This is a genomic window from Cupriavidus basilensis (genome assembly GCF_000876015.1).
Taxonomy (GTDB): domain Bacteria; phylum Pseudomonadota; class Gammaproteobacteria; order Burkholderiales; family Burkholderiaceae; genus Cupriavidus; species Cupriavidus basilensis_B.
The window spans coordinates 220782-237752 of sequence record NZ_BBQM01000012.1; the positions used below are offsets into that span (position 1 = coordinate 220782).

Here is a 16971-nt window from a genome sequence, read left to right on the forward strand (position 1 = left end):
CGATCAACGAACCCGGGACAGGCACATGGCGGGCAACAGGGCGCGCGCGCGGGGTGGCAGGCCGGCTGGCGCGCAGGTCGGCGGACCGGCTGGCCGGCATGCGCCGCCGCGTCCCGCGCGGCGCCTGTGCTGCCTGGCCGCTGCCAGGCTTGTGGCCTTGCTCGCGGCGGGCGCCGGCGGCGCCTTTGCCGACGACACGCTGCCCGACGTGGTGGTCGGCGCCAGCCGCGCCGAACAGAAGCGCTTCGACGCGCCCGCCGCCATCGACAGCGTGCCGGTCGACCCGATGGCCGCGCCCAGCGCGCTGGTCAACCTTTCCGAACTGCTGGCCGGCGTGCCGGGCGTGACCGCGCGCGAGCGCCAGAACTATTCGCAGGACCTGCAGCTGGCCGTGCGCGGCTTCGGCAGCCGCTCCACCTTCGGCGTGCGCGGCGTGCGGCTGTTCGTCGACGGTATTCCCGCCACCATGCCGGACGGCCAGGGGCAGGCCTCGACCTTCGACCTCAACAACGCCAGCCGCATCGAGGTGCTGCGCGGCCCCTTCGCGCAGATGTACGGCAATGCGTCGGGCGGCGTGGTGCAGGTCTTCACGCCGGACCCGCCCAGGGCGCCGATGGCGCGCGCGTCCACCGGCTTCGGCTCGGACGGGCAGCGGACCGCCGGCGTCACGCTGGGCGGCGGCAACGACAAGATCGGCGCCACGCTCGACGCCTGGTCCTTCGAGACCGACGGCTACCGCGACCACGGCGCGGCGCGGCGGCGCCAGCTCAACGCCAAGGTGGTGGCCGAGCCGGCGGCGGGCACCCGCCTCACCGCGCTGCTCAACATCTTCGACCAGCCGCTGGCGCAGGACCCGCTCGGCCTCACGCGCGCGCAGGCCGAGGCCCGCCCGCGCCAGTCGGTGCCGCTGTCGGCGCAGTTCGACACCGGCAAGACCGTCAGGCAGACCCAGGGCGGGCTGGCGTGGGAGCAGCGCCTGGGCGAGCGCGACCGCATCGAGGCCCGCGCCTACGGCGGCACGCGCGCATTGACCCAGTACCTGGGCTTCAGCGGCGCCGCGCCGAATTCCGCCGGCGGCATCGTCGACATCGACCGCAGCTATGGCGGCGCGGCGCTGTCGTGGCACCACGACACGCGCTTCGCCGGCCTGCCGCTGCTGTGGAGCGCCGGCATCGAGGCCGACGGCATGCGCGACGCGCGCACCGGCTACGTCAACCAGAACGGCACGCAGGGCGCGCCGCGCCGCGACGAGACCGACACCGCCAGCAGCTACGGCGCCTACGCCCAGTTCGACTGGACCTGGCACCCGGCGTGGCGGCTGGTGGGCGGCGTGCGCGCGAGCCGGGTCCGGCTCGGCATCGCCGACCATTTCGTCACCGCCGCCAGCCCCGACGACAGCGGCAACAACACCTTCGGCAACGTCAGCCCGGTGCTCGGCGTGGTGTGGCAGGCGTTCGAGTCCGTCAACGTCTACGCCAACCTCGGGCGCGGCTTCGAGACCCCGACGCTGACCGAGGTGGCCTACGGCCCTGCCGGCACCGGCACCAACCTCGGGCTGAGTCCGTCCACCAGCCGCCAGGGCGAACTGGGCGTCAAGTGGCAGGGCGCCAGCCAGCGCGTCGAGGCGGCCCTGTTCGACGCCGACAGCCGCAACGAGATCGTGCCGCTGTCCAACGACAACGGCCGCAGCGTCTACCAGAACGTCGACGGCGTGCGCCGGCGCGGCTTCGAGCTGGCCTGGCACGGCGCCTTCGGCGCGGGGCAGCGCTACGGCGCCGGGCTGGCCTACACCTGGCTGGACGCCCATTTCGGCGAAGCCTTCGTCAACGCCCAGGGCCAGACCGTGGCCGCCGGCGCCCGCGTGCCCGGCACCGCGCGCCACAGCCTGAGCTTCGAGGCCACCTACCGCCCCGTGGCCGGCCTCGTGCTGGGCGCGGAAATGCGCGTGGAAGGGCGCGTCTTCGCCGACGACCTCAACACCCAGGCCGCGCCCGGCTACGCCAGCTTCAACCTGCGCGCCGGCTATGCCTTCCGCGTGGGGCGCACGCGCTGGTATGCGTTCGGGCGCATCGACAACCTCGCCGACCGGCGCTACATCGGCTCGGTGATCGTCAACGAAAGCAACGGCCGCTACTTCGAGCCGGCGCCCGGGCGGCGCTTTTTCCTGGGGCTGCGCGCGCAGATCTGACGGCGCCGGGGCGGCCTGCGCGGCGCAATGCCGCCGCAATGCCGCCGGCCTGCACTAAACTGTCGCATGGCCACGGCCGCGTGGCGCCGCTCCGCACGTCCACATGCAAGACCACATGCAAGACGATACCCAGCCCTCGACATCCGCCACGCCCCCGGCCCCGGCCGCGTCTTCCGCACCTTCCGCGCCTTCCGGTCCTTCCGCGCCTTCCGCCGTCGACGACCACACCCGCAGGATCATGCTGTGGGTCGTGGCCGTCGGCTTCTTCATGCAGACGCTGGACTCCACCATCGTCAACACCGCCTTGCCCTCGATGGCCAGGAGCCTCGGTGAAAGCCCGCTGCGCATGCAGTCGGTGATCATCGCCTATTCGCTGACAATGGCGGTCATCATCCCGGCCTCGGGCTGGCTGGCCGACCGCTTCGGCACCCGCACCATCTTCCAGACCGCCATCGGCCTGTTCGTGGCCGGCTCGCTGGCGTGCGCGTACTCCAACACGCTGACCATGCTGGTGGTCTCGCGCGTGCTGCAGGGCGTGGGCGGCGCGATGCTGCTGCCGGTGGGGCGGCTGGCCGTGCTGCGCACCTTCCCGCGCGACCAGTACCTGCAGGCGCTGAGCTTCGTCGCCATCCCGGGCATGGTCGGGCCGCTGATCGGGCCGACGCTGGGCGGCTGGCTTACCGAGGCGTTCTCCTGGCACTGGATCTTCCTCATCAACGTGCCGGTGGGCCTGCTGGGCGGGCTGGCCACGCTGCGCTACATGCCCAACAGCCGCCTGCACGGCGTGGCGCGCTTCGACACCAGCGGCTACGTGCTGCTGGCCATCGCCATGCTGACGCTGTCGTTCTCGCTCGACGGCCTGGCCGAGCTCGGCTTCGAGCACGCCGTGGTGCTGATGCTGCTGATCGCCAGCATGGCCTCGCTCACCGCCTACGTGCTGCACGCCACGCGGCACCGCCGCCCGCTGTTCGCGCTGCGGCTGTTCCGCATCCACACCTTCAGCGTGGGGCTGCTGGGCAACCTGTTCGCGCGCATCGGCAACGGCGCCATGCCGTTCCTGGTGCCGCTGACCCTGCAGATCAGCCTCGGCTACTCGCCGCTGCAGGCCGGCATGATGATCCTGCCCGTCACCGCCGCGGGCATGGCCTCCAAGCGCCTGGCCACGAAGCTGATCGAACGCTACGGCTACCGCAGGGTGCTCGTCACCAACACCTTCGTGGTGGGGCTGACGATGGCGTCGTTCGCGGTGATCTCGCCGCGCGAGCCGTTCGCGCTGATCCTGCTGCAACTGGCGGTGTTCGGCGCGGTCAACTCGATCCAGTTCACCGCCATGAACACCGTCACGCTCAAGGACCTCGGCACCGCCGGGGCCAGCGGCGGCAACAGCCTGCTGTCGATGGTGCAGATGCTGTCGATGAGCCTGGCGGTGACGTCGGCCGGCGCCTTGCTGGCGACGTTCCAGGGCGTCTTCGCCCGCCACGGCACGACCTCGGCGCTGCCGGCGTTCCATGCCACCTTCATCTGCGTGGGGCTGATCACCTCGGCCTCGGCGTGGATCTTCCTGCAGTTGTCGCCGGACGTGGCGCGGCCGGCGGGCAAGAAGATGGCGGACGCGGGCGAGATGTGAGGGGGCGCGCCACCCAGCCCCAAGCCGAGACCGATTCCCGCCCCCGGAGACCCGATGCCCCATCTCGACCACGCCGGCGCTTCGCTGTTCTACACCCTGGACGGCCCCGATTCCGCGCCGGTCCTGATCTTCTCCAACGCGCTCGGCACCGACCACACCATGTGGGCGCCGCAGGCCGAAGCGCTGCGCGGGCAGTTCCGCATCCTGCGCTACGACACGCGCGGCCACGGCCGCTCGACCCTGCCGCCGGGACCGTTCACGGTGGCCGGGCTGGGCGGCGACGTGCTGGCGCTGATGGACGCGCTCGGCATCCGCGAGGCCGCGTTCTGCGGCCTGTCGATGGGCGGGCTGACCGGCATGTGGCTCGGCGTCAATGCGCCGCGGCGCTTCACCCGCCTGGTGCTGGCCAACACCGCGGCCAGGATCAGCACGGCCGCGTCCTGGAACACCCGCATCGACGGCGCGCTGCGCGGCGGCATGGCGCCGCTGGTGGCGGCCTCGGTGCAGCGCTGGTTCACGCCGGCGTTCGCGTCGGCGGCGGGCGCCGGGCTCGACGGCCTGCGCGCCGTGCTGGCGGGGCTCGATGCGCGCGGTTATGCCGCGAACTGCGCCGCCCTGCGCGATGCCGACCTGCGCGAGGCGGTCGGGGCCATTCCCGTTCCCGTGCTGGTGATCGCGGGCAGCGCCGACCTGTCGACCCCGCCCGCGGCGGGCCGCGCGCTGGCGGACGCCATTCCCGGCGCGCGATACGTGGAGCTGGAAGCCGCGCACCTGTCCAGCTTCGAGCAGCCCGCGCGCTTCACCGATGCGCTGCGCGATTTCCTCGGCGCCGAGGCGAGGCCGCGCGGCGATGCCGGGCGCCATCAGGAATCTGTTTCAGGATGAAGCGCGGCGGTCCTGGCCCGGGCGGAGCAGGGCATTCGGATCGCGCGGCGGCCCGCCTGCGCAACGACGCCGGGATCTTCCCGAGACCCCTTCCGGGCCAACCTCGCCGCCGCGCGCGCGTTCAGGCCAGGCAGGCTTCCAGGTCGAATTCGTCGATCTGCTCCGGCCGCATGTAGCGCCGGGCGTAGGCGAGATAGACGCCGGAGCGCAGGAACAGGTCGAACAGGTCCGGGTCGATATGGTGGTTGTTCTTCATGGCCACCATGATCTCCATCGCCTCCGAGAGCATCTTGCCTTTCTTGTAGGGCCGGTCGTCGGCGGTCAGCGCCTCGAACACGTCGGCGATGGCCATCATGCGCGCGGCCGGGCTCATCTGCTCGCGCGTCAGTCCCTTCGGGTAGCCGGTGCCGTCCATCTTCTCGTGATGGCCGCCGGCGATCTCCGGCACGTTGCGCAGGTGGCGCGGGAAGGGCAGCGCGCTGAGCATCTTGATGGTCTGCACGATGTGCTCGTTGATCTTGTAGCGCTCTTCCTCGGTCAGCGTGCCGCGGCCGATCGACAGGTTGTGGAGCTCGCCGCGGTCGTACAGGTGCTCGGGCGGCTTGACCGTGAACCCCCACGGATTGCCGGCCGGCAGGCGCTCGCGCTCGGGGCGCGCGAACAGGTGCTCGGGCTTGTCGGCCAGCAGCGGCTCCGCCGCCGGCAGCGGCGGGGCGGGCTGCGCCTCCTTGCGCCGGCGCTCGTCGCGGGAGATGCCGAGCCGGTCGTCCAGCGTGCGCAGCCACGTGCGCGAGCCGATCGCGCGCAGCCGCTCGATCTTCTCCTGCGCCATGAATTCGCCGCCGTGGTTGCAGGCCGCCACGAAGGCGAATTCCTCGTCCAGCACCGCCTGCGCCGGCGCCGCCGCCGCGCGCACGGCGGCGAGATCGGCGCCGCCTGCGCGCAGCGCCTGCTCGCATTGTTCGACGTAGGCGTCGCGCTTGAGCAGCTCGAAGCGCATGCGGATCTCGTGGATGCGGTCGTAGAGCGTCTCCAGCTTGGTCGCCTTGTCGACCACGAACTCCGGCGTCGTCACCTTGCCGCAGTCGTGCAGCCACGCGGCGATATGCAGTTCCTCCCACTGCGCCTCGCTGAGCTGGTAGCTGGCGTAGGGGCCGCGGTCGGCGTCGCAGGCGGCGCGCGCCAGCATCTTGGTCAGTTCCGGCACGCGCTGGCAGTGGCCGCCGGTGTAGGCGCTCTTGGCGTCGATGGCGCCCGCCAGCATCTGGATGAAGCTCTCCATCAGCTCCTTGCGCCCGCGCGACAGCAGCTGGTTGTCGATGGCCACCGCCGCCGTGCCCGACAGCGCCTCGACGAAGGCCGCGCGCGACGACGGCAGATTGTCTTCCATGCCGGTCTCCGGCAGGAACACCAGCGACAGCGTGCCCACCACTTCGTCCTGCCGGTTCTTCAGGGGCAGCGCGAGCACGCGGAAGTGCGGCGACCGCAGGCGCGCGAACAGGTGGCCGTAGGTGGTGGCCAGGGCCGGATCGTCCTGGCTGGCTTCGATGCTGACGGTGCGGCCGTCGCGCGCCGCCTGCATGGCGGCCGAGGGGTTGGTGGGGTCGTTCAGCGACCACCCCTTCACGCCGGAGAGATCGCCGCGCGTGCCGCCCACGCGGATGGCCGCCGGCTCGAGCGTCTGGCCGTCGGTGGCCAGCAGGTGGATGGCGCCCTCGCTGGCGCCGCTGACGGAGATCGTCTCGGTCAGGATGCGGTCCAGCAGCGTCTCGAAATGATGCTCGCTGGACAAGGCGTCGGAGATTTCCAGGAAGCGCCGCAGCGTCTCCTTCATGCCGAGCATCGCGGTGGCGAGGCGGTCGATCTCGCGGATGTGGCTGCGCGGCTGCCCGGTGAAGCTGAAGTCGAAGCGCCGGATCGCGGCCGCCTGCCGCCCCAGTTCCTCCAGCGGCCGGGCGATCAGGCTGGCCGCCCAGTGCAGCAGCGGCAGCATCAGCAGCACGATGCCGCCGGTGATCAGCAGCGACAGCCTGCGGCTGCGGATCGCGTTGGCCTGGAGTTCGTCGCGCGGCGCGGCGATGGCCAGCATCAGCGGCGCGCCGGCGGGATTGGGCAGCGGCTCCAGGCGCGTCACCCACTCGCGCTCGTCCACCGACAGCATGGCGACGCCGGGCTGCGGGCCGCGCCCATGCTGCTGCCACAGCGCGCTCAGGACCGGCACGCCGAGCGCCGCCACGCCGGGCGCCTGCCCGGACGCGCCGCCCGGCTGCCCGGCGCGCGAGTAGGCCAGCACCGTGCCCTGCGCATTCACGATCATCAGTTCCGCCGACGGTGTGATGTGCTGCCGCGCCAGCATTTCCGACAGGTCCCGCAGGCTGACGTCGACGCCCGCCACCGCGCGCTCCTGCGCGCTGGCCAGCGTGAGGCCCAGCTCCTGCGTGGTGGCGAAGCGGTAGGGGCCGGTCTGCACCACGGCGCCGGCGGCGGCCGTGGCGGCGGTGAACCAGGGCCGCGCGCGCGGATCGTAGCGGTAGTCCGGCTCGTCGCGCTCGGCCAGCAGCCGCAGCCCGGCGTCGTAGAAGGCGAAGCGGCCGCGCGTCGCGCCGCCGGAGCGGTCCACCGACTGCAGCAGGAAGGCGGCGCCGGCCGGCGTGTCGGGCACGGCCTGCGGACCGGCCGCGCGCAGGTTGCGCAGCAGCACGAAAGACCCGTCGCCGGTGCCGCCGTAGACCGCCGACAGCGACGGGTTGTGCCGCAGCGCGGTCGCCAGCACCGGCAGTTGCGCCAGCCGCGTGGCCTGGTCCGGCGCGCTCAGCAGCGGCGTCTGCGCCAGCAGCACGGCGGTCAGCCGCGCGGGCCGCAGCTCGGCCTCGGCGGAGGCGACCGCCTCCCGGCCGACCCGCTCGAAGGTGGTCCGCGCCTGCACCAGCATGAGCTGCCTGCTCGCATGCCGCTCGTACAGCGTGAGCGCGCCGTAGAGCAGCAGCACCATGCCGGCCATGAGGACCAGCAGCGTGATGTAGATCGAATACGGCGACAAGATTCCGGACTGGCGCTCTGGAGTGGCGGCATGCATGGTAGTGGTCCGAGGAGGTACGGTCGACCTGGTCCGTACCGCAAACAGCATCACGGCGCGGGCGCGCTGGCGCGCGATCGTGACGGTGATATGAAGCGGCGGATGCGTCGTCCCCTTGCCGCTTGCCCATGCACAAAGGCCGGAAAAATGCCGCCGGCCGGTGTGTCGGGCTGATTCTGTCATAAGCGTTTTTCAAATGATATGGCGTGCCGCGCATTCGCTGCTTCGCCACATGCGGCGCGCGATATTCGTGCACGGCAGGAAATGGCGCAATTCAATCCGATTGCGAAAATTCCGCGGCGTTTCCTTATGCCAATGCGGATGTCGATGGCGCGCAGCGGCCGTGGCAGCCACGCCGGACGCCAATTCGCGGGCAGCGGGTTTCGCCATGATTTGTCGCGGCCGCGCCTGGCCGGCCATGACCCGCGCATGGCCGGTGGCGGGGCGCGAGCGAGTCCGCGCCAGGCGGCGAACATGGCGCGGCGGCCGAATGCCGCGGGTAAATCTGGAAATGCCTGGAGGCGTTTCGGGCCGGTATTGTTTTTTTCGTGCCGCTCGCGATAGCCTGCGGATTTTCCGTGCGGCGCATTCCCGCGCGCATCAGCCGAATATCGCGGCACGGGCGGGGCTGGCGTTCTGCGCCGCCGTCCCCGCCCTCATGCCCTGAGCCGCCCGCATGGCGGCTTTCCCTGGCTTCAGCAGTTGCAGTCCGGCGCGGGCGCGATCACGACCGCGGCCGCCGGGGCCGCGGCGTGGTCCTTGCCGATGGCGCGGAAGCTGCCGAGCAGTGCCAGGCCGATCACCGCCAGGGCCGCGCCCAGGCCGAAGTCGGTCGGGATGCCGGCGTGGTCCACGATGCCGCCGCCAACCGAGGAGCCCACCGCGATGGCCACCTGGATGATGCCGACGAACAGCGCCGAGCCGGCCTCGGGCAGGTCGGCGGTGGAGCGCTGGATCCATACGCTGAGGCACAGCGGGATCGCGCCGAAGGCGATGCCCCACGCCAGCACGGTCGCCACCACCGCCGGCGCCGCATGCCGCAGCGCGGGCATCGCCAGCAGCGAGACCATCAGTATCACGATCATCGCCGCGAGCGACGCGCTGAGGTTGCGCCCCACCGTGGCCGAGACCGCGAAGTTGGAGATGAAGCCGATGATGCCGAAGCCGAGCAGCACCAGGGTGATGCTCTGCGCGCTGAAGTCGGCGTATTGCTGGAGGAACGGCGCGATGAAGGTGTAGGACGAGAAGTGGGCGCCGAACACGAAGGCGACCATGATCAGGCTGCGGCGCGAATGCGTGCGGCGCAGCAGCGCGAGCAGGTCGGCCATGCGCAGCGCGGCTTTCGACGGCAGCGCCGGCACCAGCATGGCCTGGGCCACCAGCGCGACCGCCACCAGCACGCCGGTGGCCATGAACGAGGCGCGCCACGAGGCGAGACCGGCGATGAAGGTGCCCAGCGGCACGCCGATCACGGTGGCGCACGTCACGCCCGCGAGGATCATCGCGGTGGCCTTCGGCGCTTCATGGGGGTGCACCAGCCGGCCCGCCGCGGCCAGCGCGAGCGTCCAGAAGCCACCCAGGCTCGCGCCCAGCAGGGCGCGGCCGACCAGCATGACCGTGAAGCTCGGCGCGAATGCCGAGATCAGGTTCGACGCCAGCAGCAGCACCGACAGGACCAGCAGGATCAGGCGCCGGTCGATGCGTCCGGCGCCCAGCATCATGCCCGGCGCGGAGATGGCGGCCAGGATGCCGGGCGTCGTCACCATGAGTCCCGCGGTGCCCGGCGTCACGCCGAATTCCGCGGCGACCTGCGGCAGCAGTCCGACCGGCAGGAATTCCGTGGTCACGAACGCGAACGCGCCCACCGTTACCGATCCGACCGCCAGCCACGCCCGCAGGGGCGAATCGGCGTGGGGATTGTTCGTTGCGTCACCCGCGGGGTGACTGCCTTCCATCATCATGAGTCTGCTCGTTTGCTTGTCTGTTGCGGATCTGCGGGGCGCGACCCGGAAAGACGGGCAACATACCACCGCCGCGCGCTTTGCGCTGGCGGCCCGCAAATACCGCGCTAATCCCCGGTCCGCGGCAGGGTCTTCATCGTACTTACACATGGCGGGCGGCGCCGCCGCCGGCGCGCGGGCCGGCATTTTCTGCCGCGAAGCGAGGTTTCGCGCCGGGCTCAAGCCGTTTCCGCCACCCTGATCTCCGTCAGCAGCTTCTTCAGTTCCGGCACGCAGGAGCCGCAGTTGCCGCCGGCCTTGACGCAGGCCGTGATCTCGGCGGGCGTGGCGAGGTTGTGCTTGCGCACCGCGTCGCAGATCGTATTGCGGCCCACGCCGAAGCACGAGCACACCGTGGGGCCGGCATCCACGCCTTTTTCCAGCGGCTGGCCGAGCAGCAGGCCGATGCGGTCGGCATCTTCCAGGCGCTCCCTGGCGAACAGCGTGGACAGCCACGCGCGCGAGGGCAGCTCGGGCCGGGTGGCGACGTAGATGCAGCTTTGCAGGCGGTCGTCGACCACGTGGCCGGCGTGGTAGATGCCGGCGCTGCGGTCTTCGTATTCGATCCAGTCGGCGTCGGGGTCGGTGATGCCGAGCAGGGCGCGCGCCCACGCGGCGCGGTCGTCGACGTTCTCGCGGCCGGCGAATTCGTAGCGCTGGAACTGGCGGCCCTGCACGCGCGTCCAGTAGGTCAGGGCGTTGCCGGACAGCTCGCCGCGGCTGAGCGCGAAGCCGTGCCACGAGACCGGGAACGCCTCCACGCGCGCCGGCGTGTGCTTGAACTCGGGCTCGCCGGAGAGCGGGTCCACCACCGGGTTGACCAGGGCGCCGACGCGCGCGTCGGAGCTGAACTGGTCGTTCCAGTGGATCGGCACGAACACGCTGCCGCGCGCGATGCCGCCGCTGTGCTGCACGCGCGCCACCAGCGCGCCCCAGCGGGTGCTCACGCGCGCCAGCTTGCCTTCGCCCACGCCGCACAGCAGCGCGTCCTGCGGGTGCATGTCGACGAACGGCTCGGCGATATGGTCGGCCAGCCTGGGCGATTTGCCGGTGCGGGTCATGGTGTGCCACTGGTCGCGCACGCGGCCGGTGTTGAGCACGAGCGGGTATGCGTCGTCGGTGGCGTTGGCCGGCGCGCGCGGCGCGGTGGCGACGAAGCGGGCGCGGCCGTCCGCGTGGGCGAAGCGGCCGTCGGCGAACAGGCGCTCGGTGCCGCGGCTGCCGCGCAGCGCCGGCGCGCTGGCCGCCACCGGCCATTGCACCGGCGGCAGCGCGTCGAACTGCGCGCGGCTCATGCCGGCCAGCCCGGCGATGTTGAAGACGCGCGGCGCGTGCGTGGCGTCCGCGCCGCCGTTGCGGTAGGCGCTCAGCCGCGCGTGCTCGTCGAAGATCTCGTGCACGCCGCCGTAGGCGAAGCCGTCGAAGCCCATGCGCGTGGCCACCTCGCACAGGATGCGCCAGTCCGCGCGCGCTTCGCCGGGCGCGGGCAGGAACGCGCGCTGGCGCGAGATGCGGCGCTCGGAGCTGGTCACGGTGCCGTCCTTCTCGCCCCAGCCGAGCGCGGGCAGCAGCACGTGCGCGGCGTCGTTGGTGTCGGTGCGCAGCATGATGTCGGAGCTGACCACCAGTTCGCAGCGGGCCAGCGCGCGGCGGGCCTGGTCGGCGTCGGGCAGGCTCACCACCGGGTTGGTGGCGATCACCCATACCGCCTTGACGCGGCCCTGCTCGATGGCTTCGAACAGTTCCACCGCCTTGAGGCCGGGCTTGTCCGCGATGGCGGGCGAGCCCCAGAACGACTGCACGATCTCGCGGTGCAGCGGCTCGGCCAGCTCCATGTGGGCGGCCAGCATGTTGGCCAGGCCGCCGACTTCGCGCCCGCCCATCGCGTTGGGCTGGCCGGTCAGCGAGAACGGCCCCGCGCCGGGCTGGCCGATGCGGCCGGTGGCGAGGTGGCAGTTGATGATGCTGTTGACCTTGTCGGTGCCGGCCGAGGACTGGTTGACGCCCTGCGAGAACGCCGTGACCACCCTGGGCGTGGCGGCGAACAGCGCGTAGAACGCGCGCAGGTCGGCCACGTCGAGCTTGCAGGCGCGGGCCACCGTGTCGAGGTCGGCGCAGTCCGGGCCGGCGGCGGCCAGCGCGTCATCGAGGCCGCTGGTGTGGGCGGCGATGAAATCCGCGTCGGCGGCGCCGTGCCGCGCGAGATAGTGCAGCAGGCCGTTGAACAGCCACACGTCGGTGCCGGGCTTGACCGGCAGGTGCAGGTCGGCCAGCTCGCAGGTGGCGGTGCGGCGCGGGTCGATCACCACCAGCTTCATGCCGGGGCGCGCTTCCCTCGCCCGCGACAGGCGCTGGAACAGGATCGGATGGCACCACGCGGTGTTGGAGCCGACCAGCACGACGAGGTCGGCCAGCTCCAGGTCCTCGTAGTTGCCCGGCACCAGGTCCTCGCCGAAGGCGCGCTTGTGCCCGGCCACCGCCGACGACATGCACAGGCGCGAGTTGGTGTCGATGTTGGCGCTGCCGATGAAGCCCTTCATCAGCTTGTTGGCGATGTAGTAGTCCTCGGTCAGCAGCTGGCCGGAGACGTACAGCGCCACGGCGTCGGGGCCGTGCTCGGCGATGATGTCCCGGAAGCCCCGCGCCACGCGGTCGAGCGCGTGGTCCCACGAGACCTGCGTGAGCGCGCCGCCGGCGCCGCGCACCTGCGGATGCAGCAGGCGGCCTTCCAGCCCGGTGGTCTCGGCCAGCGCCGAGCCCTTGACGCACAGGCGGCCCTGGTTGGAGCCGTGGCTGGCGTCGCCGGCCACCTCGACGCTGCCGTCGGCATGGCGCGTGGCGCGCACGCCGCAGCCCACGCCGCAGTAGGGGCAGGTGGTGTCGGTGACGGTGGCCGCGGTGCCGGTGGCGGCGATGACGGGAATATCGGACAGGTTCACGGTGGCGCTCGTTGCTGACGGTTCTATCGAAGGCGGCGCGGCATTCAGGCCGCCAGCGCCTCGCACTGCGCGCGGCCGAACAGCAGGCGCTGGCGCATCGCGCCGACCGGCGCGCCGCGCTGGATCAGGTCGAAGTACCAGGGGCCGTCCTGCACGTCGCCGTACAGCACCGCGCCGACCAGGCGGCCGTCCTGCAATACCAGCCGCTTGTAGACGCCGCGGCGCGCGTCGCGCATGACCAGGTCCTCGCTGCCCGCGCCGCCGATGAAGTCGCCGGCGGAGTACAGGTCCACGCCCGTCACCTTGAGCTTGGTGGCGGTGGCCTGCTGCACGTAGCGGCGGTGCCCGGCGCCGGCCAGGTGGGCGGCGGCCACGCGGGCCTGGTCCCAGATCGGCGCCACCAGGCCGAAGGTGGCCTGGCGGTGCTGCACGCATTCGCCCACGGCGTACACGCGCGGATCGTAGGTCTGCAGCGTGTCGTCCACCACGATGGCGCGCTCGCAGTGCAGGCCGGCCTGCCGCGCCAGCTCGATGTTGGGCCGCACGCCCGCGGTCATCACCACCAGGTCGGCGGGGACGCTGGTGCCGTCCTTGAAGCGCACGCCGGTCACGCGCGTCTCGCCGAGGATGGCGCTGGTATGCGCGTTGAGCAGGAAGCGCAGGCCCTTGCGCTCCAGCGCCTGCTTGAGCAGGGCCGAGGCGGGCGCGTCGAGCTGGCGGTCCATCAGGCTGCCGGTGACGTGCACCACGCTGACTTCCATGCCCTGGCGCATCAGGCCGTTGGCGGCCTCCAGGCCCAGCAGGCCGCCGCCGATCACCACCGCGTGGCGGTGGTCGCGCGCCGCGGCCAGCATGGTTTCCACGTCCTGGATGTCGCGAAAGGCGATCACGCCGTCGAGCTGGTGGCCCGGCACCGGGATGATGAAGGGCTTGGAGCCGGTGGCCAGCAGCAGGCGGTCGTAGCGCACCTCGCGGCCCGACTGCGAGCGCACCATGCGGCGCGCGCGGTCGATGGCCACCACCGGGTCGCCGGCCAGCAGCTCGATGCCGTTCTGCGCATACCACTCGCGCGTGTTGAGCATGATGTCGGCGATGGTCTTCTCGCCGGCCAGCACCGGCGAGAGCAGGATGCGGTTGTAGTTGCCGTGCGGCTCGGCGCCGAACACGGTGATGTCGTAGAGGTCGGGCGCCAGCTTGAGCAGTTCCTCGACCGTGCGCATGCCGGCCATGCCGTTGCCGACCACCACCAGGCGGGGCTTGGGGCTTGCGCTCATGGGGCTGGCGCTCATGCGGCCACCCACACCTTGCCGTCGTAGACGCGCGCCGGGTAGGCCGCCACGGAATGCTCGGGCGCCTCCAGGCATTCGCCGGTGCGCAGGTCGAAGTGCTGCTTGTAGATCGGCGAGGCCACCACCACGCGCTCGCCCAGGCTGCCGACCAGCCCGCGCGACAGCACCGCGGCGTGGGAGTTGGGGTCGTAGTTGGCGATGGCGAAGACCTGCTCGGCCTCGCCCGCGCCGACGCGGAACACGGCGATCTGCGCCTGGTCCACCAGCGCGCACACGCCGGTATTGGGCACGATGTCGCGCAGGGCGCAGACGGCGGTCCAGGTCTCGGGCTGGCGGGCTTGGCTCATGCTTGTTCTCCTTGGGTCTGGCGCGGTGGGGCGGGTGGCTCGGGCGGGGCGGCTCAGGCGGCCTTGACGACGGTCACGGGGATCTGTTCGATCCGGGAGCGATGCAAGATCCGTTCCTCGGGCGTGGCCGGGCGGACCTGGCCGCGCTCCTCCATGAACACCAGGTTGTCGTCGCGCAGGTCGCTGTTGACGAAGTGGCGGAAGCGCTTGCGCGTCTCCGGGTTGGTCACGGCCAGCTTCCATTCGTCCTCGTAGGTGTCCACCACGTGCTGCATCTGCGCTTCCAGTTCGGCGCCGATGCCCAGGCTGTCCTCCAGCACCACCGCCTTGAGGTAGTCCAGGCCGCCTTCGAGGTTGTCGCGCCAGGTGCTGGTGCGCTGCAGGCGGTCGGCGGTGCGCACGTAGAACATCAGGAAGCGGTCCACGTAGCGCAGCAGCGCGGCGCGGTCCAGGTCGCTGGCCAGCAGCTCGGCGTGGCGCGGCTTCATGCCGCCGTTGCCGCACACGTACAGGTTCCAGCCGCGCTCGGTGGCGATGATGCCCACGTCCTTGCCCTGCGCCTCGGCGCATTCGCGCGTGCAGCCGGACACGCCGAACTTGATCTTGTGCGGCGCGCGCAGGCCCTTGTAGCGGTTCTCGATCTCGATGGCCAGGCCGACCGAGTCGTCCACGCCGTAGCGGCACCACGTCGAGCCCACGCACGACTTCACCGTGCGCAGCGACTTGCCGTAGGCGTGGCCCGACTCGAAGCCGGCCGCGATCAGTTCTTCCCAGATCATCGGCAGCTCTTCCAGGCGCGCGCCGAACATGTCGACGCGCGCGCCGCCGGTGATCTTGGTGTAGAGGCCGTATTTCTTGGCCACCTGGCCCACCGCGATCAGGCCGTCGGGCGTGACTTCGCCGCCCGGCATGCGCGGCACCACCGAGTAGGTGCCGTCCTTCTGGATGTTGCCGAGGAAGTAGTCGTTCGAGTCCTGCAGGCTGGCGTGCTCTTCCTTGAGCACGAACTCGTTCCAGCACGAGGCCAGGATGTTCGCCACGGTGGGCTTGCAGATGTCGCAGCCCAGGCCCTTGCCGTGCGCGGCCAGCAGCTCGCCGAAGCTCCTGAAGCCGCCCACGCGCACCAGGTGGTAGAGCTCCTGGCGCGAATAGGCGAAGTGCTCGCACAGGTGGTTGTTGACCGCCAGGCCCTGCTTCTTCATCTCGGCCTTCATCACCTGCGTGACCAGCGGCACGCAGCCGCCGCAGGTGCTGCCGGCCTTGGTGCAGCTCTTGAGCGCGCCGATGGTGGCGGCGCCGTCGCGCACGGCGGCGCAGATGTCGCCCTTGGAGACGTTGTTGCACGAGCAGATCTGCGCGGCGTCGGGCAGCGCGTCGGCGCCCAGCGCCGGCCTGGCCTGGCCGTCGGAGGACGGCAGGATCAGGAATTCGGGCGATTCGGGCAGCTCGATCTTGTTGAGCATCATCTGTAGCAGCGTGCCGTATTCCTCGGCGTCGCCGACCAGCACGCCGCCGAGCAGGTACTTGCCGCAGTCGGACACCACCAGCTTCTTGTAGACCTGCTTGCGCTCGTCGGTGAACTGGTAGGCGCGCGCGCCGGGCGCGCTGCCGTGCGGGTCGCCCAGGCTGGCCACGTCCACGCCCATCAGCTTGAGCTTGGTGCTCATGTCGGCGCCGGCGAACTCGGCCTGGTGGCCCAGCAGGTGCTTCGCCGCCACGCGCGCCATCTCGTAGCCGGGCGCGACCAGCCCGTAGATCTTGCCTTGCCACAGCGCGCATTCGCCGATGGCGTAGACGTCCGGGTCGGAGGTCAGGCACTGGTTGTCCACGGCGACGCCGCCGCGCTCGCCCACCGCCAGGCCGGCCGCGCGCGCCAGTTCGTCGCGCGGGCGGATGCCGGCGGAGAACACGATCATGTCGGTCTCCAGGTGGCTGCCGTCGGCGAAGTTCATGCGGTGCGTGCCGGCCTCGCCGTCGACGATCTCCACGGTGTTCTTGCGCGTGTGCGCGGTCACTCCGAGGTCTTCGATCTTCCGGCGCAGCATCTCGCCGCCGCCGTCGTCCACCTGCACCGCCATCAGGCGCGGGGCGAACTCCACCACGTGGGTCTGCAGGCCCATGTCGCGCAGCGCCTTGGCGCATTCCAGCCCGAGCAGGCCGCCGCCGATGACCACGCCGGTCCGCGCGCGCGCGCCGCATTCCTGCATGGCTTCGAGGTCTTCGATGGTGCGGTAGACGAAGCAGTCCTTGCGGTCCTTGCCCGGCAGCGGCGGCACGAACGGATAGGAGCCGGTGGCGATGACGAGCTTGTCGTAGGGCAGCGTCTCGCCGGTGGAAATGCTGACCGTCCTGGCCGCGCGGTCGATGCCGGTGGCGCGCGCGTTCAGGCGCAGCAGCATGTTGCTGCGCTCGAAGAAACCGGCCTCCACCAGCGACAGGTCCTCGGCGGACTTGCCGGCGAAGAATTCCGACAGGTGCACGCGGTCGTAGGCCGGGCGCGGCTCCTCGCACAGCACCGTGACCTCGATGTCCTGCGAGCCGGCCTCGGCCAGGCTTTCCAGGAATTTGTGGCCGACCATGCCGTGGCCGATGACGATCAGTTTCATGATGGTTTCCTTGT

The 16971-nt window shown here is 71.3% G+C and carries 9 protein-coding genes; 3 read left to right on the forward strand and 6 right to left on the reverse strand.

Features of this window, described 5'->3' with window-relative positions; translation table 11 throughout:
• The first annotated feature begins 25 nt into the window (after positions 1-25).
• The 3 genes from KF708C_RS08780 (at position 26) to pcaD (ending at position 4700) form a co-directional block, all read left to right on the forward strand.
• Positions 26-2188 (forward strand): TonB-dependent receptor family protein, encoded by a 2163-nt coding sequence (locus KF708C_RS08780; protein WP_370552799.1) that lies wholly within the window; start codon positions 26-28, stop codon positions 2186-2188.
• Positions 2189-2426: 238 nt separating this feature from the next.
• A complete protein-coding gene (mdtD, locus tag KF708C_RS08785) occupies positions 2427-3815 on the forward strand; it encodes a multidrug transporter subunit MdtD (RefSeq protein ID WP_020201048.1) in 1389 nt (462 codons plus the stop codon).
• A gap of 54 nt (positions 3816-3869) precedes the next feature.
• Positions 3870-4700: a 3-oxoadipate enol-lactonase gene (pcaD, locus tag KF708C_RS08790; RefSeq protein ID WP_059411500.1), complete on the forward strand. Its 831-nt coding sequence runs from the start codon at positions 3870-3872 to the stop codon at positions 4698-4700.
• 121 nt (positions 4701-4821) lie between these two features.
• Here the strand turns inward: pcaD and KF708C_RS08795 are convergent, their stop codons facing one another.
• From KF708C_RS08795 to nirB, 6 genes are all read right to left on the reverse strand, one after another.
• Positions 4822-7740: an HD domain-containing phosphohydrolase gene (locus KF708C_RS08795; protein ID WP_059411501.1), complete on the reverse strand. Its 2919-nt coding sequence runs from the start codon at positions 7738-7740 to the stop codon at positions 4822-4824.
• 731 nt (positions 7741-8471) lie between these two features.
• Positions 8472-9737 carry an MFS transporter gene (locus tag KF708C_RS08800; protein ID WP_059411502.1) on the reverse strand — a complete coding sequence of 422 codons (1266 nt, stop codon included), beginning with the start codon at positions 9735-9737 and terminating at the stop codon, positions 8472-8474.
• Positions 9738-9955: 218 nt separating this feature from the next.
• The gene (locus tag KF708C_RS08805) at positions 9956-12715 is read right to left on the reverse strand and encodes a nitrate reductase (RefSeq protein ID WP_059411503.1); all 2760 of its coding nucleotides are present in this window, start codon (positions 12713-12715) and stop codon (positions 9956-9958) included.
• 44 nt (positions 12716-12759) lie between these two features.
• Positions 12760-13989, reverse strand: coding sequence for an NAD(P)/FAD-dependent oxidoreductase (locus KF708C_RS08810; RefSeq protein WP_059411504.1), 1230 nt, complete (start codon positions 13987-13989; stop codon positions 12760-12762).
• An 11-nt stretch (positions 13990-14000) separates the two neighbouring features.
• On the reverse strand, positions 14001-14351 hold the full coding sequence (gene nirD, locus KF708C_RS08815; protein ID WP_059411505.1) for a nitrite reductase small subunit NirD: 351 nt from the start codon (positions 14349-14351) through the stop codon (positions 14001-14003).
• A gap of 53 nt (positions 14352-14404) precedes the next feature.
• On the reverse strand, positions 14405-16957 hold the full coding sequence (gene nirB / locus KF708C_RS08820) for a nitrite reductase large subunit NirB (RefSeq protein WP_059411506.1): 2553 nt from the start codon (positions 16955-16957) through the stop codon (positions 14405-14407).
• Positions 16958-16971: the final 14 nt, after the last annotated feature.